16 protein-coding genes and 1 pseudogene are annotated in these 19,653 nt (G+C 34.1%); all 17 read left to right on the top strand.

Annotated elements, in window-relative coordinates; translation table 11 throughout:
- Positions 1-149: 149 nt before the first annotated feature.
- The 17 genes and pseudogenes from groES to H0Z29_00550 all read left to right on the top strand — a co-directional run bounded on the left by groES (position 150) and on the right by H0Z29_00550 (position 19,626).
- On the top strand, positions 150-437 hold the full coding sequence (groES, locus tag H0Z29_00630; GenBank protein ID MBO8130002.1) for a co-chaperone GroES: 288 nt from the start codon (positions 150-152) through the stop codon (positions 435-437).
- A 19-nt stretch (positions 438-456) separates the two neighbouring features.
- Positions 457-2,088: a chaperonin GroEL gene (groL, locus tag H0Z29_00625; protein MBO8130001.1), complete on the top strand. Its 1,632-nt coding sequence runs from the start codon at positions 457-459 to the stop codon at positions 2,086-2,088.
- A gap of 108 nt (positions 2,089-2,196) precedes the next feature.
- Positions 2,197-2,556: a hypothetical protein gene (locus H0Z29_00620; GenBank protein ID MBO8130000.1), complete on the top strand. Its 360-nt coding sequence runs from the start codon at positions 2,197-2,199 to the stop codon at positions 2,554-2,556.
- Between the two features lie 20 nt (positions 2,557-2,576).
- On the top strand, positions 2,577-3,443 hold the full coding sequence (locus tag H0Z29_00615; GenBank protein MBO8129999.1) for a sigma-70 family RNA polymerase sigma factor: 867 nt from the start codon (positions 2,577-2,579) through the stop codon (positions 3,441-3,443).
- Between the two features lie 206 nt (positions 3,444-3,649).
- Complete coding sequence (locus tag H0Z29_00610) at positions 3,650-4,435, top strand: M23 family metallopeptidase (protein ID MBO8129998.1); 786 nt, start codon at positions 3,650-3,652, stop codon at positions 4,433-4,435.
- A gap of 54 nt (positions 4,436-4,489) precedes the next feature.
- Positions 4,490-5,794, top strand: a complete 1,305-nt coding sequence (miaB, locus tag H0Z29_00605; GenBank protein MBO8129997.1) for a tRNA (N6-isopentenyl adenosine(37)-C2)-methylthiotransferase MiaB — start codon at positions 4,490-4,492, stop codon at positions 5,792-5,794.
- Between the two features lie 13 nt (positions 5,795-5,807).
- A complete protein-coding gene (locus tag H0Z29_00600) occupies positions 5,808-6,131 on the top strand; it encodes a LapA family protein (protein MBO8129996.1) in 324 nt (107 codons plus the stop codon).
- A gap of 11 nt (positions 6,132-6,142) precedes the next feature.
- Positions 6,143-7,285 carry a tetratricopeptide repeat protein gene (locus H0Z29_00595; GenBank protein ID MBO8129995.1) on the top strand — a complete coding sequence of 381 codons (1,143 nt, stop codon included), beginning with the start codon at positions 6,143-6,145 and terminating at the stop codon, positions 7,283-7,285.
- The gene (locus H0Z29_00590) at positions 7,278-8,024 is read left to right on the top strand and encodes an SPOR domain-containing protein (GenBank protein MBO8129994.1); all 747 of its coding nucleotides are present in this window, start codon (positions 7,278-7,280) and stop codon (positions 8,022-8,024) included. The genes H0Z29_00595 and H0Z29_00590 overlap by 8 nt, the downstream gene beginning before the upstream one ends.
- A 131-nt stretch (positions 8,025-8,155) precedes the next feature.
- The gene (gene polA / locus H0Z29_00585) at positions 8,156-10,849 is read left to right on the top strand and encodes a DNA polymerase I (protein ID MBO8129993.1); all 2,694 of its coding nucleotides are present in this window, start codon (positions 8,156-8,158) and stop codon (positions 10,847-10,849) included.
- Positions 10,849-11,769 (top strand): ABC transporter ATP-binding protein, encoded by a 921-nt coding sequence (locus tag H0Z29_00580; protein MBO8129992.1) that lies wholly within the window; start codon positions 10,849-10,851, stop codon positions 11,767-11,769. The genes polA and H0Z29_00580 overlap by 1 nt, the downstream gene beginning before the upstream one ends.
- 16 nt (positions 11,770-11,785) lie before the next feature.
- Positions 11,786-12,544: a hypothetical protein gene (locus tag H0Z29_00575; GenBank protein MBO8129991.1), complete on the top strand. Its 759-nt coding sequence runs from the start codon at positions 11,786-11,788 to the stop codon at positions 12,542-12,544.
- A 506-nt stretch (positions 12,545-13,050) separates the two neighbouring features.
- A complete protein-coding gene (gene alr, locus H0Z29_00570; GenBank protein ID MBO8129990.1) occupies positions 13,051-14,109 on the top strand; it encodes an alanine racemase in 1,059 nt (352 codons plus the stop codon).
- Between the two features lie 48 nt (positions 14,110-14,157).
- Complete coding sequence (locus tag H0Z29_00565) at positions 14,158-15,360, top strand: ROK family protein (protein ID MBO8129989.1); 1,203 nt, start codon at positions 14,158-14,160, stop codon at positions 15,358-15,360.
- On the top strand, positions 15,357-16,706 hold the full coding sequence (locus H0Z29_00560) for a SpoIID/LytB domain-containing protein (protein ID MBO8129988.1): 1,350 nt from the start codon (positions 15,357-15,359) through the stop codon (positions 16,704-16,706). The genes H0Z29_00565 and H0Z29_00560 overlap by 4 nt, the downstream gene beginning before the upstream one ends.
- Positions 16,707-16,760: 54 nt before the next feature.
- Positions 16,761-18,274, top strand: a pseudogene (locus H0Z29_00555) (MFS transporter).
- A 155-nt stretch (positions 18,275-18,429) separates the two neighbouring features.
- The gene (locus H0Z29_00550) at positions 18,430-19,626 is read left to right on the top strand and encodes a DUF1343 domain-containing protein (protein ID MBO8129987.1); all 1,197 of its coding nucleotides are present in this window, start codon (positions 18,430-18,432) and stop codon (positions 19,624-19,626) included.
- Positions 19,627-19,653: the final 27 nt, after the last annotated feature.

The raw sequence follows: 19,653 nt of genomic DNA, 5'->3' as shown, positions 1-19,653 counted from the left end.
ATTATGTCAAATCTATAATCAATTGGCAATCGTTATACAATATTTAATTATCACTCTGATAAAAAACTTGACAAAGATATCTCTTTAGTATAAATTTAGCACTTAGACAGTGGGAGTGCTAAATTTGATAAAAGAGGAGGAGGTAAGATATGAAAATCAAACCGTTATCAGACAGGGTAGTAATAAAACCATCGGAGCCCGAGGAAAAGACTTCGGGTGGAATTATTCTACCAGACACCGCAAAAGAAAGACCCCAGGAGGGGAAAGTTATTGCAGTAGGACCTGGTAAGATAACAGAAAACGGAACTAAAATACCGATGGAAATTAAGGTTGGTGATACTGTATTATATGGTAAATATTCTGGTACGGAAATTTTAATCGATGGTGAAGAACATCTTATAATGAGAGAAACTGATATTCTGGCAATAATATCTTAAAAAGAAAAGGGAGGAAACCATGGCAGGGAAATTATTAATATATGATGCAGAAGCAAGATCAGCTTTAAAGGCTGGTGTTGATAAATTAGCCGATGCTGTAAAGGTTACCTTGGGTCCGAGAGGACGTAATGTAGTAATTGAGAAAAAGTTTGGTTCACCAACTATCACAAAAGATGGTGTTACTGTTGCAAAGGAAATTGAACTTGAAGAAAAGGGTCAAAATATTGGTACTCAGATGGTAAAAGAGGTAGCCTCTAAGACTTCTGATGTAGCAGGTGACGGAACAACTACAGCTACCGTTCTTGCACAGGCTATAATATCTGAAGGTATTAAAAATGTCACAGCTGGTGCTGATCCAATGGACATTAAAAGGGGTATTGATGCCGCTGTTGAGAAGGTTGTAGAAGGTCTGAAGGAGATCAGTAAGGAGGTTACTAATAGGGAGCAGATTGCACAGGTAGGTGCTATTTCAGCTAACAATGATCAGTTTATTGGTAATATTATTGCTGACGCTATGGAAAAGGTTGGAAAAGATGGTGTGATAACAGTTGAGGAAGGTAAATCTATAGAGACTACTCTTGAAGTCGTAGAGGGAATGCAGTTTGATCGTGGATATATTTCCCCTTATTTTGTGACAAATGCTGATACTATGGAAGCCGTTCTTGAAGATCCATACATATTAATACATGACAAGAAGATCAGTACCATGAAAGATCTACTTCCGATTCTTGAAAAAGTTGCCCAATCAGGTAAAAGCCTACTGATTATTGCTGAAGACGTGGAAGGTGAAGCTCTTGCTACATTGATAGTTAATAAACTACGTGGTACATTAAAGGTTGCTGCTGTAAAGGCACCAGGATTTGGAGATAGAAGGAAAGCAATGCTTGAAGATATAGCAATATTGACAGGTGGTAGGGTAATCTCAGAAGAAGCTGGTTTCAAACTTGAGAATGCAACTATTAATATGCTTGGTACTGCTAAGAAAATAACGATAGATAAAGATAATACAACTATCGTGGAAGGTGGTGGTAAAACTGAGGATATAAAAGCTAGGATTAAACAGATTAAAGCTCAAATTGAAACCACAACTTCTGATTATGATAGAGAGAAACTACAGGAAAGGCTTGCCAAGCTGTCAGGTGGTGTTGCCGTTATTAAGGTAGGTGCTGCTACTGAAGTTGAAATGAAGGAGAAGAAGGCGCGTGTGGAGGACGCACTACATGCTACAAAAGCAGCTGTTGAGGAAGGTATAGTTCCTGGTGGTGGAGTAGCGTTAATTAGAGCGCAGAAAAAATTGGATGATCTTAAGATAGATGGTGATAAAGCCATTGGAGTAAGTATCGTTAGAAAAGCTCTAGAGGAACCATTAAGACAGATTGCAGCAAATGCAGGACATGAGCCCTCAATAGTCGTGCAAAAGGTAAAAGAAGGAAATGATGATTTCGGATTTGATGCTTATAAAGAAGAATTCACAAATATGTATAAAGCTGGTATAATTGATCCAACTAAGGTTACAAGAACAGCTATTGAAAATGCCGCTTCCATCGCTGGATTACTTCTTACAACTGAATGTGTGGTTTACGAAAAGCAAGAAGAGGAAAAACAAGGATCACATATGCCTCCTGGTGGTGGTATGGGCGATATGTATTAAAACTACTTAAAATCAAGCCCCCCTATCAAGGGGGGTTTTTTATTTTAATATTACTTGCTTATCAATTATTAATGAAATAATTTGCGGTGGGAAATAAGGAGGAAAGCTATGTCTAGTATGTGGAAAAGTTTAAAAAGCACAATGGATAAAGTTCTAAAAAAAGCTGGCGAAATTACGAAGGAAGCAGCCGATAAAGCTGAAGAGGTGACAAAGCTTGGAAAAGTTAAGCTCGAAATTTTTCAAATTAAGAAAGATATTGAGAGAAAAGAGGCAGAGCTTGGACATATAGTATATGATAGTATAAAGGGAAGTGAAAATAAAAAGTCGATTAAGGTTGATAAAAATACTGAAAAAATAGTGAAAGAAATCGATGAGCTTCGTAGAAAACTTGAGGAAAAGGAAGTAGAATATAATAAAATAAAGATTGAAGACGATAATACTAAAGACATAGATAAGCCTGTTGAATAAGGGGTAAGTAGAGATTATATATGTTTGTAAGTGATGCAAGACTAAAAAAGTCAAAAGAGATAAAAAGTCAAGTATTAAAGCGCTATTTTGATGAAATAGGTAAAGAAGAGCTCCTATCTCCTGAGGAGGAAATAGAACTTGCAAGACGAGTCAAAGAAGGGGATAATGATGCATTAAACAGGCTTTTAAAGGCTAATTTGAGGTTTGTGGTAACTGTTGCTAAGAAATATCAGAATCAAGGACTAACTTTAGAGGATTTGATCAATGAGGGTAATATAGGTTTAATAAAAGCGGCAAGGAAATTTGATGAGACGCGTGGGTTTAAATTTATATCTTATGCAGTATGGTGGATCAGGCAAACCATACTTCAGGCTATATCAGAACAATCAAGAACTGTTAGATTACCCCTAAATGTTATAGGTAACATCAATAGAGTTTCCCAGATTACATCGGAGTTTGAGCAGGAGTTTGAAAGAGAACCCACTCATGAGGAGATTGAGAATATAGTGAAAGAAGAGAATATTGATATAGATGCTGCTAGACAATTTAGTGAAGGTACAGTAAGCATGGAAACACCGGTTGGCCCTAATAAAGAAACTACTATTGGAGATTTTATCCCTTCCCAGGATGGGGTAGAACCAGATCACTCATTGATGGAGATTTCGTTCAAACAGGAGGTAAAGAAGGCTTTGGAATCACTTGAACCAAGGGAGGCAGCAATTATAAAGCTATATTTTGGAATTGATCGGGAAACACCCTTGACGTTAGAAGAAATTGGTGAAAGATTGAATCTTACAAGAGAAAGAGTAAGGCAGATAAAGGAGAGGGCAATCAGAAAACTGAGACATTCATCAAGAGCTTTAATATTAAAGGGCTATCTTGGTTAAGAGAAAAATATTGACAATTATATTATTTATTTTTAATTATAAATGTATGAAAATGGGGGTAGGAATAAGAGGTAGATTTGGATAAAAATTATAGGCTAGTACTGGTTTGGAATAGATCAAGTGGTGTAAAGTCTTTCACTCTATCTTCGAAAAAATTATATTTGATTTTTACTATTATCATCTTTGTATTAATATCTTTATTTGTAATGGGTGTTTACTTTTTATCTGAATTTGTTTATTACTCCCGTATTGAAAATATAAAAAAGAACAATCAAAAGTTCTTAGAAACCTTTTATACTTTAAAGGGTAAGATAGATTCGATTGAAGCAGGCCTTCAAGATTTGATTGAGAAAGATAGAGCTCTAAGAACCTATGCAGATATACCACAGGTGGATATAGATATTCGAAAACTGGGTATTGGTGGTAGAAGACATTATAAAATAAAAGAGCTAGATATTTTATTCCCTGATACTTTAAGGATATCAGGAATAGTCCATGATATTGATAGAATAGGTAGGCTTTTGAATCTGGAAAAGGCAAGCTATGAAGAGATCTATAAAGCAATCCAGATGAGATCAATTCAGATTCGTTCTACGCCTACTCTTAGACCTTTGAGAAAGGGATATATAAGTGACGGATTTGGATACAGGAAAGATCCATTTACTGGAAAGAGAGAATTCCATTATGGTGTTGATATATCCGCGCCTACAGGTACGAAAGTACATGCAACCGCTGATGGCGTTGTAACAGTTACTAGATACAGCAGAACCTATGGGAAAGTTATAAAAATAGATCACGGTTTTGGTTATTCCACAATTTATGCTCATCTTTCAAAAATTCTGGTGAAAGAGGGAGATGTGATAAAAAGAGGGCAGATCATAGGAGAAGTTGGCTGTACTGGGAGAAGTACAGCTCCACACCTGCATTATGAGATAAGACAATTTGGGGTTGCTAAAGATCCATTAAATTACTTTTTTGCAGCTATATATTAATACAATTTTTATCTTCTTGATTATCCATATAATTTAAAGTAGATTTTGGTGATTATGGATAAGAGAAAAGTTTATATTGAAACATATGGTTGTCAGATGAATGAATATGATACGGAATTGCTTTATAGTATTCTACATAAGGATGGTTTTGATAAAACTGATTCACCTGAGAATGCTGATGTCATTCTTATAAATTCATGTTCTGTTAGGGAAGGTGCTGATAATAGAGCTATTTCAAGGGCTAGTCAGCTCATTTACTTGAAAAACAGAAGAAAAGGATTGAGAATTGGAATTGTTGGCTGTGTGGCACAGAGGGATAAAGGAAATTTACTCAATAAATATAAAGGTATTGATATAATTGTAGGTCCTGATTCTTATAGGAATCTGGGGAAATTATTAAAAAATATAAATGGTGAGCCTGTAATCAAAACATCGTTAAGTAAAGAAGAAACATATGATGATATCCTTCCTTTCAGACAGACTGCAGTAAGTGCTTATGTTTCAATAATGCGGGGCTGTGATAAATTTTGCTCCTTCTGTATTGTTCCTTTTGTAAGAGGAAGAGAAAGAAGCAGGAATCCTGAAAATATAATTAATGAGATTAAAAAATCTGTTGAGTCAGGTTATAGAGAGGTAATTTTACTTGGGCAAAATGTCAACTCTTATAGTTATGATAGAATAAGATTTCCCGAATTGCTGGATATGATTTCAGATATTGCGGGGGTTGAAAGAATCAGATTTACCTCTCCACATCCCCGGGATGTTGATGATGAACTTTTAGAAGTGATGAGAATTAAAAAGAATATCTGTAAACATATACATTTGCCGATCCAGTCAGGTTCGACAAGAATATTGAAGTTAATGAATAGAGATTATTCAAAGGAAGAGTTTCTTGATTTGGTAGATAAAGTAAAATCTTATATTCCCGAGATAGCGATTACAACGGATATTATTGTAGGTTTTCCAACAGAAACCGAAGAAGATTTTCTCGACACAATTGATGTAATGGAAAGAGTAAGGTTTGATAGCGCCTTTATGTTTAAGTATTCTCCAAGACCTGGGACAAAGGCATCAAAAATGGCGGATGATGTACCTGACAGTATAAAATCGAGAAGATTAAATGAGATTATAGAGTTACAGAAGGAACATACTCTATTAAGGAATAAGGAATATATAGGTAAAATAGAAACTGTTTTAATTGAGAGTACAGGTAAAAAGGGGAAGGGAGAGTTAAGGGGCAGAACAGATTCGAATAAAATCGTTGTTATTAAAGACGCTTATGATTGTAAAATAGGTGACTTTATAAAAGTTAAAATATTCGATACAGCTGGTGTATCATTATTTGGGAGTGCACTTTAATAAAGGGATAAATATGAAAATTTTAAAATTAATTATTTATATCATAGTTATTTTTTTAATATTGATTTTCGTGATTCAGAATCTGGGTCAACCTATTAGCATTGTGTTTTTTAGTAAGTCCCATCCTTTAAAAAGCGAAATGATTATAGTGCTTTTAATTACTTTTATAATTGGAATAATGCTTGGATTAGCCTTTTCTACTTTGAGTATTATTGCTTTAAAAGCACGAATTAAAACTTTAACAGCCGAAAATAAAAAATTAAAGGTTGAACTGGATAGATATCGGAATAAGGAAATTAATCAGGTTGTAGAAACTGATGGTATCAATGAAGAATAAAATGGTTGGTCATGTCCTTTCTTGAAATAGTTTTAATAATATTAATAGCTATATTAGCTCTTATGTTGTCTATGTTAGTTAGTAGAAGAAGGAAGGTAAAGGTTAATAAGGTTGATAAATATTATGCTGAGGGACTCAATGATATCATAAATGAGAATTATAAGGAAGCGATTAAGAAACTTCGTTTTGTGGTGGAAAGAGATACTGATAATATTGATGCATATATAAAGTTGGGGTTGGCTTACAGGGTTACAGGTGATCCAAAAGGTGCTGTAAAGGTACATATGAATCTTCTTTATAGAGAAGAAATGAGTAAAGAACAGAAAATTGAAATAATAAGAAATCTCGTTGAGGATTTTGTCTCACTGGGTAATAATGCAAAAGCGATTGAATGGTGTGAGAAGATTTTAGAAATAGACAATAAGAATAAGTGGGCAATTGATAAGCTATGGAATCTATATCCCGCTTCTGGGGCATGGAACAAAGCGATCGAACTATTGAAAATGTTTCCGGGGAAAGACAGGGAGAAAATAAAAAGGCGTGCATCGATTTATAAAACTGCTGAAGGGATCGAACATTTTAATAAAAAAGAATACCATGAAGCACGTTTGGTTTTCAAAAAAGCTATAAAATATGACGAAAGGTGCGAGGCTCCTTATTATTACATAGCAGAATCCTATTATAATGAGGGAAGAGTTCAGGATGCTATTATCTGGTGGGAAAAGTATTTCGATATAGCGCCCGAAAAATCGTTTGTGGTTTTTAATAAACTGGAAAAATTGCTATTTGAGTTAGGTAATTTTGATAGGGTTGGTGATTTATATGAGAAATTGCATGATAAATTACCGAACGATATAAGAATTGTGACTAACTTGGCTCTCTTTTATGAGAAGAAAGGTAAACTGGATGAAGCTATTGATATTATAGATAATCTAAATAAATCCGAGGTAAATAATATTTTGGTAGATCTGATGAAAGCGAAGCTGTTACTTGCTAAGAATGATGTAAGAAATGCACAAAAGGCTCTGGATATTATAATTGAAAAACTAAGCAAAGTTTTTAGATTAAGATGTTCTAAATGTGGTAATGAGTCCGAAGATGTTTATTGGATTTGTCCTGTATGTAACCAAATAGATACATACATTAATGCATAAAGTTGTATTTCTGTTTGCATTTACAATTTTTATTTCTACGGCAAATATCCTGCCTCAGGAATATAATCGACTTGAATGCAGAAAGAAATACATTATAGCCAAGAATGAGATCGATGGTGATAGGGCTATTGAAATTTATAAAGAAATTCTCCAAGGATGTAAAGATACCGAGTATTATGATGAAGCTCTTATGAAGATTATCGAATATTACTACTCAAAGGGTATTTATAAAAAAGCCCTTAATTATACATGGCAAATGGTTAATGAATGTCCTAACTCACCGCTTCTGGAAATATGTATATTTTTTTTGCTTGGATGTTATAACTCTCTGGATTTAAAGGATTCCGTGGATTATTATCTTGTCTATTTTTCCAGAAAATATCCTGAATTTGACATTGGATTTGATGATTATAAAATCGTTTCAATCTATAGCCTGGAGGAATGGAGGGCTGTGAATGAAAGTGAAACCACAAATAACAATGTAAAGCTGGAGAATGATACAGGAAAGGGTTTTTATTATATCCAGGTTGGTGCTTTTGCGAACATTAATAATGCCTTTTCGCTGAGAGATAGATTGGCTGCGAAAGGTTATCATCCCTTAATTCAGAAGAAGGAAGTAAAAGGGAGAAGATATTACGTGGTGAAATTTGGGAGTTTTAATACGAAGGGAGAGGCTAAGGAATTTGGAAGGCAATTAAAGAGGGCTACAGGCGTTGATTACATTATTGTTGACTATTGACTGGAATGAATGTATCCCCGATGGTTATCATTATTTTCAATACCGATATCACCAGATATATAATGGGAAGTTGGGTTCAACTCCCAGGCTCTTCTGCAATTGGTAGTAGAATATAGTATGTGGGTTGAGGTGTGAATAAAGAGAGATTATTTATTGTAGACGGTTCGGCACTCGCTTATAGATGTCATTTTGCGATGATGAAGAATAGATTGACTACATCTAAAGGAATGCCAACTGGGGCTACATATGCATTTTTGAATTCCCTATTGAAAATTATTTATGAAGAAAAGCCCGATTATATAGGGATTGTGTTTGATGCTCCAGAGAAAACATTCAGGCACGAGCTTTTTGAAGAATATAAAGCTACAAGAGAGGCTATGCCGGATGAATTGGTAGCCCAACTACCAAAAATGTTTGAACTTGTAGAAGCACTTGAGATTCCCGTAATAATAAAGCCGGGGTATGAAGCAGATGATGTCATCGGTACAATTGCAAAAAAAGCAGCATCCCAGGGGATTACCGTATATATGGTTACAGGTGACAAAGATCTGATGCAGTTTATTGATGAAAATATATTGATGTATAAACCTGGAGTTGGTCAAAAGGAGACAGAAATAATAGATGTTGAAGGTGTTAAAAAGAAATGGAATGTACTTCCGGAGAAAATCCCTGATCTGCTTGCTCTGGCAGGAGATACAATTGATAATATACCAGGGGTAAAGGGAATTGGACCTGTCAAGGCATCTTCATTAATAAATGAGTTTGGGAATATTGAAGAACTTTATAAAAATATTGAAAAAATTGATAATGAAAAACTAAAAAATTTATTAATCTCAGGTAGGGATGATGCATTTAAATCCAAACAGTTGACAAAAATAAAAATCGATATCCCTCTGGAAATAGACGTGAAGGATCTGAAGCATAAGCAGATAAATGAGGGAAAATTTATAAAGTTACTTGAGGAACTGGAGTTTTATTCTATCCTGAAGAGTTTTAAAAAGCCAAGCGAGGAAATTCGTGAGAAAAAAGACTATAAAGCTGTTATGAATTTGGAAGATTTAAAAGAGCTTACAGAGAGAATGAAAACTGCTGAGCTGATTTCAGTTGATTTGGAGACTACTTCATTAAAACCACTAGAAGCAGAAATAGTCGGGATTGCAATATCTATTGAACCAAATAAGGGTTATTATATACCGATTAGATATAAAGGTAAGAAAGAAAACCTATTTAATGGCAACGATCTTTTAGTTGTAATCAAAGAATTGAAGTCAGTTTTAGAAGATGAAAGAATAAAAAAATGTGGTCACAATCTCAAATACGACATGTTAGTATTGAAAAGAGCCGGTATTGAACTCAAGAGAATAGATATAGATACTATGATTGCTGCCTGGATTTTACAGCCTGATGCACACAGTTATAAAATTGATAATTTAAGTCAACAGTATCTTCATTATACAATGCAACCTATTGAGGAGTTGATTGGTAGAGGTAAGAAGAATCAGATTACAATGGATAAAGTTGAGCTTGACAAGTTGGTTTTCTATTCTGTTGAAGATGCCGATATCTCATTACAGCTTGCCCCAATTTTTAAAAAGCAAATGAAAGAAAATAACACATGGGATGTATATGAAAGAATAGAGTTGCCGATGATTTATGTGCTTGTGGAAATGGAAAAAAATGGTGTGTATGTTGATATTGATTTTCTGAATGAAATGTCAAATGAAATATCAAAGAAAATCGATTCCCTCGCTTTTCGGATATATGATATTGCAGGAATTGAATTCAACATAAATTCCCCGAAGCAGCTATCGGAGATTTTATTTAATAGGCTTGGGCTACCAAAGGTAAGAGGGAACTCTACTGATGTAAAGGTACTAGAGAAGTTAAAATCACAGCATCCTTTGCCGGAATTGATTCTCGATTATAGAGGGCTTGTGAAGCTGAAAACCACCTATCTTGATGCTTTGAAACAGTATGTTAATAACGAGACAGGAAGAATACATTCTTCATTTAATCAAACAGGGACATCTACTGGAAGATTGTCCAGTAGTGATCCCAATTTCCAGAACATACCTATCAAAACAGATTTAGGCAAAGAGATTAGGAAAGCCTTTAGACCTCAATATGATGGTTGGAAGATGTTATCAGCCGATTATTCTCAAATTGAATTGAGAATAATGGCACATCTCTCGGAAGATAAAGAGTTGATGAGTTCTTTTGAAAAAGGAGTGGATATTCATACCAGAACTGCAGCTCTTGTTTTTGGTATTGGTGAAAAGAATGTATTGCCTGAAATGAGGAGGGTAGCAAAGATTGTCAATTTCGGGATAATGTATGGTGCTGGGCCATTTCGTATGTCCGAGGAATTAAATATACCACAGGACGAGGCAAAGAAGCTTATAGATCAGTATTTTAAAACCTATCCTGGAATTAATAAGTACATTGTTAAAACTTTAGAAGAGGCTGAAAAAAATCTGTATGTAAAAACTTTATCAGGAAGAATAAGATATGTACATGATATTAAAAGCGATAATTATCATATAAGAGAAGCTGCGAAAAGAGTTGCCATCAATACTCCGATCCAGGGCACCGCTGCTGATATTATTAAAATAGCGATGATAAATATTTCCAATAGATTTAAGAAAGAAGGGCTAAGGGCAAAAATGATATTACAGATTCACGATGAATTACTTTTTGAGGTCCCCGATAATGAATTAGAAAAAGTAAAAGAAATTGTTAAATTTGAGATGGAAAACGCTATTGAACTAAAAGTACCAATAAAGGTTGATATAGGTGTTGGAAATTCATGGTATGAGGCACACTAATGGAAGCATCTATCACTTTAAAAAATGTTAGTAAAAAGCTGAAAAAAAGATACATAATCAGCAATGTGAGCTTTGGAGTTGAGAAGGGATCAATTTTTGGAATACTGGGACGAAATGGTTCTGGTAAATCAACACTTTTAAGATTGATGTCGGGGATGAATGTGATTGATAACGGTAAAATATTTATATTTGGTAAAGAGATAAGTAATAAAAAACAGAAAGTCAGAATTGGATATTTACCTCAGTATGACATGCATGATCCATGGATGATGGTAAGGGAAGTACTTTTTAAGAGAGCTTCTTTACTGGGAATTAATAAAGATGAATCAGAGGAAAGAATAATATACTTTATTAATGAATTGGAGATTGGCGATTATCTTAATGAGTGTATTATGAACTGTTCGGTTGGGATCAGGAGGAAAATTGATCTTATCCAGGTCTTGTTAGGAGACCCTGAAATTCTTCTTCTCGATGAGCCAACAAATAACCTTGATATTGTGTCTTTGAATAGCGTTTTGAGAGAATTTGTTAGATTAAAGAATAAGGGTGCAACGATTGTTATATCTACTAATAACCTTTCTGATTTTTTATCTATTTTTGATAGATGGATTATATTGAGTAATGGTAGGGTTGTCTTTGATGGGAATTGGGAAAAGTTTGAGTCTATAGATGAGTTGCCTTATCGATGTGAGTTTAGATTAAAGAAGGTAGCTGACGAAAGTCTTTCCTTTGATGAGGTTGAATCAGGTATAATGGAAAAGGAAGAGAGAAATGGTTACTGGATTGTAAAATTTCAATCACCAGCATTTTTTAAGAAATTTGTTGAAAGGGTTGGAATTGAAAACATGGTACTCCTCGATTCGGATATAATTGATTTCGAAATACTTTTGAGAAATATCGGGAAGGATGATATTATCTAACATGTGGAGGGATTCATTGGGCAATTTAAGGCGTTTGCTTGTTGTTGAGTTAAGGGAATTAAAACGGCAGGCTATCATGTCTTTATTTTTCTCAATTGTGGGTCCCGTATTGATATACTTTCTATATAGTAATATTATGAAGTACTCAGGTCTAAGAACAGGGTATTCCCAAATAAATACTATTTTTGTAGTTGTTTCTACCACCGTTGTCTTATTCCCGATGTTAATTGGTATATACTACTGGATGAGATATTTAAATAAATACGGGATAATTTTTTCTGAACTAACAAATGAGTATAGATTATTTGAACTGTATCTTATAAAGTGCTTTGTTCATATTACCCATAGCTTTGTCAATGTTGCAATTTTTTCCTTCTTGTTGCTTATATTATTTAAAATATATCTAACCTTTAACGACTTTGTTCTAATTGCCTTACTTATTTTTCTAATTTGTACTACACAGTATATTGTTGGATTATTTTTCTCTCTTATTTTTCAGAAAAGAGCAGGAAGTTTGATCCCGGTTATTATAGCATATCTGGTTATTTTTGTTTTACCTGGTTTGTTGGGTACTGACGCAGAAATAAGAGGTGGAATGGGGTTTTTAGGTGTATGTCCAGTTTTATACATACCCTTTTTAAATTTACATAATCTATTCAGGTCTTTATTTTTGTTTAATGAGATCAATTTTTGTCTTTTGTGGTATACAGTCGCGATTGATATAATACTGATATTTATTGGATATTTTTGGTTCAAAAAGAAATTGTTAAGATGAAAAAGGAATTAATAGAAGTAATTGAATATGCTATATATAGTAGGAAAGGAATGGCCTAACATTTTTGAATCTTTTATTTTAAATAGATTTGGACACTTTGTCTGTAATCCTATGAATGAAGAAAACAAATTCCTTCAGGAGGAAATTTATACTAGTTTTTGTCGTTTAAAAAAGATGATCCAGAAAAATTTAATTTTTTATTGGAAAGATTATTAATCATGATATATATGTTAATATCAAGGATGTGGATTATATTATCTGTCTGTAGGATGATCATATAAAGATGGGTGTTGGAACTTATGGTGGGCTAACAATGGCGTATTACTATGGTGAACCGTTTTATATGGTTACGAATTTGGATTTGGACAGTATCAATAGTTGGATTTTGGGATGTATTACAGAAGTGCATCTCTCTTTAGAAAATTTTTTTAATTACTCATTTAAAAAATATAATGATTAAGCCTTATACTTATGTAGAAATAAATCTCCGTAACCTGGTTTATAACTTGGAAAAGGTGAGAGAAAAGGTTTACCCTGCAGAAATAATGGCTATTGTAAAAGCTGATGCATACGGGCATGGATTGATAGAGGTTTCGAGGACACTTACTGAAAATGGTGTGAAATTTTTAGCGGTTGCAAGAATTACTGAGGTCGAAGAACTTGTAAAAGCTGGAATAAAAGCAAATATTATACTTTTTGGAGCTTTACAGTATGATGAGATGGAATATGCGATAAATAAAGGAATACGGATAAGCATTGTAGATCATAGTGATGTAGATAAGGTAGCAAAGGCTGTTGAAAGGGAAAAAACTAAATGTGTTGCCCATGTAAAAGTTGATACTGGAATGAACAGAGTTGGTATCAAGCCTGAATGTATTGATGAAGTGGTAGAAAAGTTGAAAACGATAGATAATCTGATACTCGAGGGCATTTATTCTCATTTCTCTACTTCCGATGAAAAGGATAAAACTTTTGCAAATCTTCAGTTAAAAAGATTTAAAGAAGTATTAAGTAGATTGATAGCAAAAGGATACAATTTTAAATATATACACATGGCGAATAGTGGTGCTATACTGGATCTGCCGAGTTCGTATTTTAATATGGTGCGGCCAGGTATTACATTATATGGCAATTACCCGAGTCTTGAGACTACAGAATCAATAAAGTTGAAACCTGTTATGAAATTTATCACCCATGTAAGTATTGTGAGGTTTGTATCAAAAGGCTCTTATATAAGTTATGGTAGAAAATATAAGGCCAATAAGGATACAAATATTGCAGTTTTACCTGTTGGATATGCCGATGGATACAGCAGAGCTTTTACAAATAAGGGTAGAGTGCTTATAAAAGGGAAGTTGTATCCAGTTGTTGGTGCTGTAACGATGGATCAATTGATGGTTGATATTGGCAATGACAATATTCAACCTGGAGATAAAGCAGTCTTGTGGGGGAATGATAGCTTTAGAGAGATTAATGTGACAAATCTTGCTGAACTGATAGGAATGGTACCCTATGAACTTACTTGTTCTGTTTCGAAGAGGGTGGCAAGAATTTATAAATATTAAGAAATCATACTCTTATAATAGTGTCATATTTTCTGTGATTACAAAAAAATGAGTTTGGACCCTGTGTTGATCGGGATAGATGGAGGAGCCAGTAAAGTAAGCGCATGGAATATTACAATTCTTGAAGATGGTCTTTTTAATACTGGTGAGTATAATGTTAAATATCGGTATAAAGAAATTGGTGGATATAATGAAAATTTTAAACCAGTTGATATAAATACCCAGATGGGGCAGTTTATAAATTCTAACTACTCAATTAGTGAAAGTGAAGAAATGCAAAGTAGAGTATACATTTCTGCATGTGTAAAGGCAGTATTATCATTAGTGGATTGTTTGAAGAAAAGAGATATCTTGATTGGTTTCTGCATGCCTGGAATTAAAACTGCTGATGATAGAGGTATAGCTGTAATGGCAAATGGACCGAGGATATCTTCCTTTTGTGATATATTCAAGGGAATGATTGAAAAGGAAGGAATAAATCTAATCTGGAAGCCGATGAAAATTGGTAATGATGCCTATTTCTGTGGGTTGGGTGAGCAGTACGGGAAAGGTGGCAGCTTCAGAAAGTTTCAGAATGTTTACTACTGTGGTGTAAGTACAGGTATTGCCGATTTGCTAAAAATAAATGGACGGATTATTGAAATAGATGAAGTGAGTGATTGGTTTGTTAAGACATGGGAGCTTGCATCAGAGGATAACGTAGCGATAGAAGATTATATATCAGCAAAAGGGGTGATGAAACGATTCTTAGAAAAAGTAGGGGAAAGTATAAAAGACGTTGAAAAAGAGGATATATATGTTCAAAAAATAAGAGATATAGCAATAGGAGGAAATATATCTACGCAGGAGGTTATTGATGGCTTTTGTTATTACCTGGCAAAGCTGGTATATGAAATAATAGTAACTCTGGATGTCGGATACAAGGGAATATTCAAGATCCGAAATATTTATAGAAAATGGCCTATAAAAGAGCATAAGTTCATCGGTACAAAACTGGGTTCTGTTATTTTTGGTCAGCAAATTGGTGAATTTTTGAAAGAGTCTTATGATGATGAGCTTATCTGGGCTAATTTTATAAGTAATTTGAAAAATTTTATAAGTAAGAGTTTATTTATAGAGAATGATACTAAAGATTATTATTTTACGAAGATTGACAGAGATGAGTTTTTTGTTTTTTCTAGACTCATAGAAGCGCCTTCAATTGGTGCGGGTGTTTATGCTTATTTTAGTTATAGAGGGGGGAAGGAATGATGGAACCAGGGACTATTCCTCAAAAGGAACCAATCATAAAAGTAGCTATTGTTTTACCAGATGATAATTTTAAAAAAATAGTTATCAATACTCCCGAGAACGGTAGATATGTATTGGTTGATGGTTGCGGTGTTTCAGTAGATCTGTTATTAAATGAAAGGTATGAATTTCACCTTGATGATAATGAAATTGTGGTCGTTTTACCTAATAAAGAAACACTGAGATCTTCAAAATGGGTAATAAAAGATGATAATAATCCAGCTCTTTTTGGTCCCCGTTATGGGATAAAAGTGAAAAATGTGATAATAGGGAGGAGATTCCATTGGCGGAAGTTAATGGACATGTATGTACCTGGTGATGTTGCATTTTGTGTACATAACGGACACCTGCTTGTTATAAATGAACTTAGTCTGGAAAAATATATAATGTGTGTGGCAACTTCTGAGATGGGAGCAAAATGCCCAAAGTCGTTTCTTGAGGCACTTACGATCGCTGCACGATCATGGTTTCTGGCAAATACTGGAGTGAAACATAAAGAACTCGGAGTTGACGTATGTAATGATGACTGCTGTCAGAGGTATCAGGGCACAACATTTTTAACAAAAGAATCGATTGATTCTGCTTCATGTACATATGGAAAAATATTATTTTATGACGATAAAATTGTAGATGCGAGATATTCTAAGAGTTGTGGTGGTATCATCGAGACGTACCATAATATATGGGATGGAGATCCAATTCCGTATTCGAAATCTAAAATAGATGGGCCTCCAGGTTATTCTCATCCAGGATATCCCATAGATAGTGAAGATAAATTTTTGTTATGGTTGAATGATAAACCGCAGACCTATTGTAGCTCGTATTATATACCTGAGAAAGAATTGGCGAAATATCTTGGTGGTGTAGATGTAGAGAGTAGATATTTTCGCTGGTTAGTAAATTATTCTCAACAGCAGTTGAACGAGGTGGTTAAATCCAAGCTCGGAATCAATAGTAAGTTTATACTTGATATGATTGCTTTGAATAGAGGAGCATCGGGTAGAATTACTAAATTGCAGATAGATTATATGAATTTTAAGGGTGAGAAAGATTCTGTAGTATTAGATGGAGAATCAAAAATAAGAAATAGTTTAAGTAAAAAATTTCTATATAGTTCAGCCTTTTATGTTGAGAAAAAGCCGAATGGTTCAGATATTCCACGTGAATTTACAATTAAAGGAGCAGGATGGGGGCACGGGGTTGGCATGTGCCAGATCGGAGCCCTTGGGATGTCTTTGAAAGGCTTTACTGTTGAGGATATATTATATCATTATTACACTAATACAGAAATAGTAAAGGTTTACTAAAGGCGAGATCTATATTTGGATAAAATAATTAGAAAAGCGGAATTATCAGGCTGGATGTGGGTCCCCAGCCTGTATTTTGCAGAGGGTTTACTGTATGTTATAGCAATGGTGGTAAGTGTAATAATGTTTAAAAACTTGGGTATATCAAATACACTGATAGCTTTCTGGACAAGTGCATTATATTTACCATGGGTAGTTAAGCCATTTTGGAGCCCTTTTATTGATATATTTCTTACAAAGCGGAGCTGGGTAATTTTGATGCAAATTGCTATTGGGTTTGCCTTTTTTATTGCTATATTTTTACATCTTCCATACTGGTTTCCCTTAACAATTTTCTCCATGTGGATTCTTGCTTTTTCTTCAGCTACAAATGATATTGCAAGTGATGGTTTTTATATGCTTGGACTTGATAACCGTGATCAGGCGTTTTTTGTTGGTATTAGAAGTACATTTACAGAATAGCTATAATTGCAGGTCAGGGACTTGTCGTAATGCTGACAGGTTTTATTCAAGGCCGAACTGGATTGGAGCCTGTATCTATAGATATTAAGGCTATAAATGAAGCATCTTATAAAAATTTAAAGGAAGTAGTGGTAGTAGGTAACCGTAGAAGAAAAGGAATACCATCTGTTATAATAGAGGCTGATCGGGGTTTTATTGTAATATCCGATTCATTGAATAAAAGAGATACACTTGATATTGAGATTCTGCTATCAGAAAAACCCAGCGATAAAAAGGTAATAAATTTTGGTTTAGAAGTGGGTGAAAAGGATATCCATCTTGTTACGGAAGGGTTTCTCACTTTTGATTCAACAAACTGGAACGAAGCACAGGTTGTAAGGATTACCACTGCTCCCAATTTAAAAGATCCCGCTATTGCTACTTTCAGGGCAATTGCTGTGAATGTACCGTATAGCTGGTCGGTTTCTTTTGTTGTTTTAGGATTGCTATTTATTCTGTTTGCATTTTATCACTGGGTTATGTTGCCCAAACCCTATGATAAAAGAAATGTAAAAGCAAATGAAGCTTTCAAATTATATATAGATGTTTTCCTATCCTTCTTCAAGAAAAAGGGTATAGCTGCTGGCATACTTTTTTTGCTACTTTATAGGTTTGCTGAATCACAACTGGTGAAGATTGTTCCACCATTTCTTATTGATTCAATTATGTTGGGCAGATTGGGTTTGACCGTATCCGAGGTTGGGTTTATTTATGGAACGGTTGGTGTTATTGCTTTAATGTTAGGAGGTATTATTGGTGGTATATTATCTTCTATCTATGGTTTAAAGAAACTTATCTGGGGGATGGCTATAGCGATCAACCTCCCTGATTTTGTTTATATCTATCTGTCATATTTTCAACCGGAAAACCTTGAGGCAATTGGTATTTGCATTATTATTAAGCAATTGGGTTATGGTTTTGGTTTTACTGGATATCTGCTTTGCATGATTTATTTGTCAGATGGTGAGTATAAAACCGCCCATTATGCAATAGCTACAGGCTTTATGGCACTCGGAATGATGATACCGAGTATGGTAAGTGGTAGGATTCAGGAATTATTGGGCTAACGGGACTTTTTTATTTATATATCAATAAGCACTATTGTAAGCTTTGTAACAGTCGGACTTATTAAAATACCTGCAGATTTTGGTAAAAGGAAGGTGTAAATTCTGAAAATTTAATCTATATTACCAGAAGATTGCTTTTAGTGAGTGTGCAGGAAATGAAAGTTAAGACACTGTATGAAGTTTTCTTGATCGTTGTACTATCGTGTCGAATAATTCTTGCGGCGGATTTAAAATATACAAAAATAGTTGAAAGTCAGAACGAAGATTTATCAACTCTTCAAACTGGTTTGGATATTGTTATTGAAATGAAGGATTCTTTGCTAAGTGAAAAAGGTATTTGTTTTATAACAAATTTGAAAGCCCTCTATTATAATTTTGATAAAATAATAAATATTGCCTCTATATTAAATAAAGTGAATGGAAAAGTTATTATTATCAGCGGGAGAAAGTATCGGCATGACGGTATAAAGTTTTTTAAGGTGTTGAAAACTGTGATAGATAAACTTGATTATGTTTTTTATGATAGTGTTTTTTCAAGGATTATAATAAATGATCAGAAGGTTTTTTTGTTTTTACCGACTGTAGATGTTGCATACTCAGAGGATGTACAATTGCTTTCAAAGATTTTGAATTTCTCTTCCGTATTGAAGAAAAAGGTATATATAGTTGATTTTCCTAACATTTTTTCCTGCAGTAAAGTTGATATGCCTTTTATAAAATTTAGCTCTCTTGACCTTACGATACCTTATATATATGGAATGACAACAGGTGAACTGGCTATAATGATTAATGAAGAGTATCTAAAGTCGCCTGTTGATTTAACAGTGGTGAAGATGAATAACTACGAGAGAGAAATGTGGTATGATCATACCGGATTGAGATGGTATCTGGATTATATGGGTTTACCATCGATAGAGGTTTGCATGTTTTATATTGGTAGCAAAATATTAAGGTCATCAAATGTTGAGACCGATACTTTGGGAATTTACCATTTCAATCTATTCGGTGCACCTTGGATTAATAGAGCTGAGTTGATACAGAGGTTTGATAGACTCGGACAGAATGGTTGTATTATGTTTGAAAATGATATCGAAGGTGTGGGCTTGAGTTTGAGGATTAAAGATAGAAGGCGGTTTAATCCAGTGAAGATCTATGCTACTATTTTATCTCTTATTGGGAATTTATATCCTCATCATGTAATTTTTTATGATTGGAAAGATTTAAATATCCCTTTTGATAATGAGTTAAGGGTAGCTATCGAAACGGGTATTGATATCGATATTTATCTTAAACACAAAGAAAATGAGCTTAATAGGTTTCTGTCAATGAAGAATAAATTCACTATATATTAAGATATTGTTATTAAAGGTTTGTGTAAT

The organism is Candidatus Neomarinimicrobiota bacterium, from assembly GCA_017656425.1.
Classification (GTDB): domain Bacteria; phylum Fidelibacterota; class UBA2242; order UBA2242; family B5-G15; genus JACDNV01.
The sequence above is the reverse complement of the archived record's forward strand: the minus strand, read 5'-3'. Positions and strand labels throughout refer to the sequence as shown.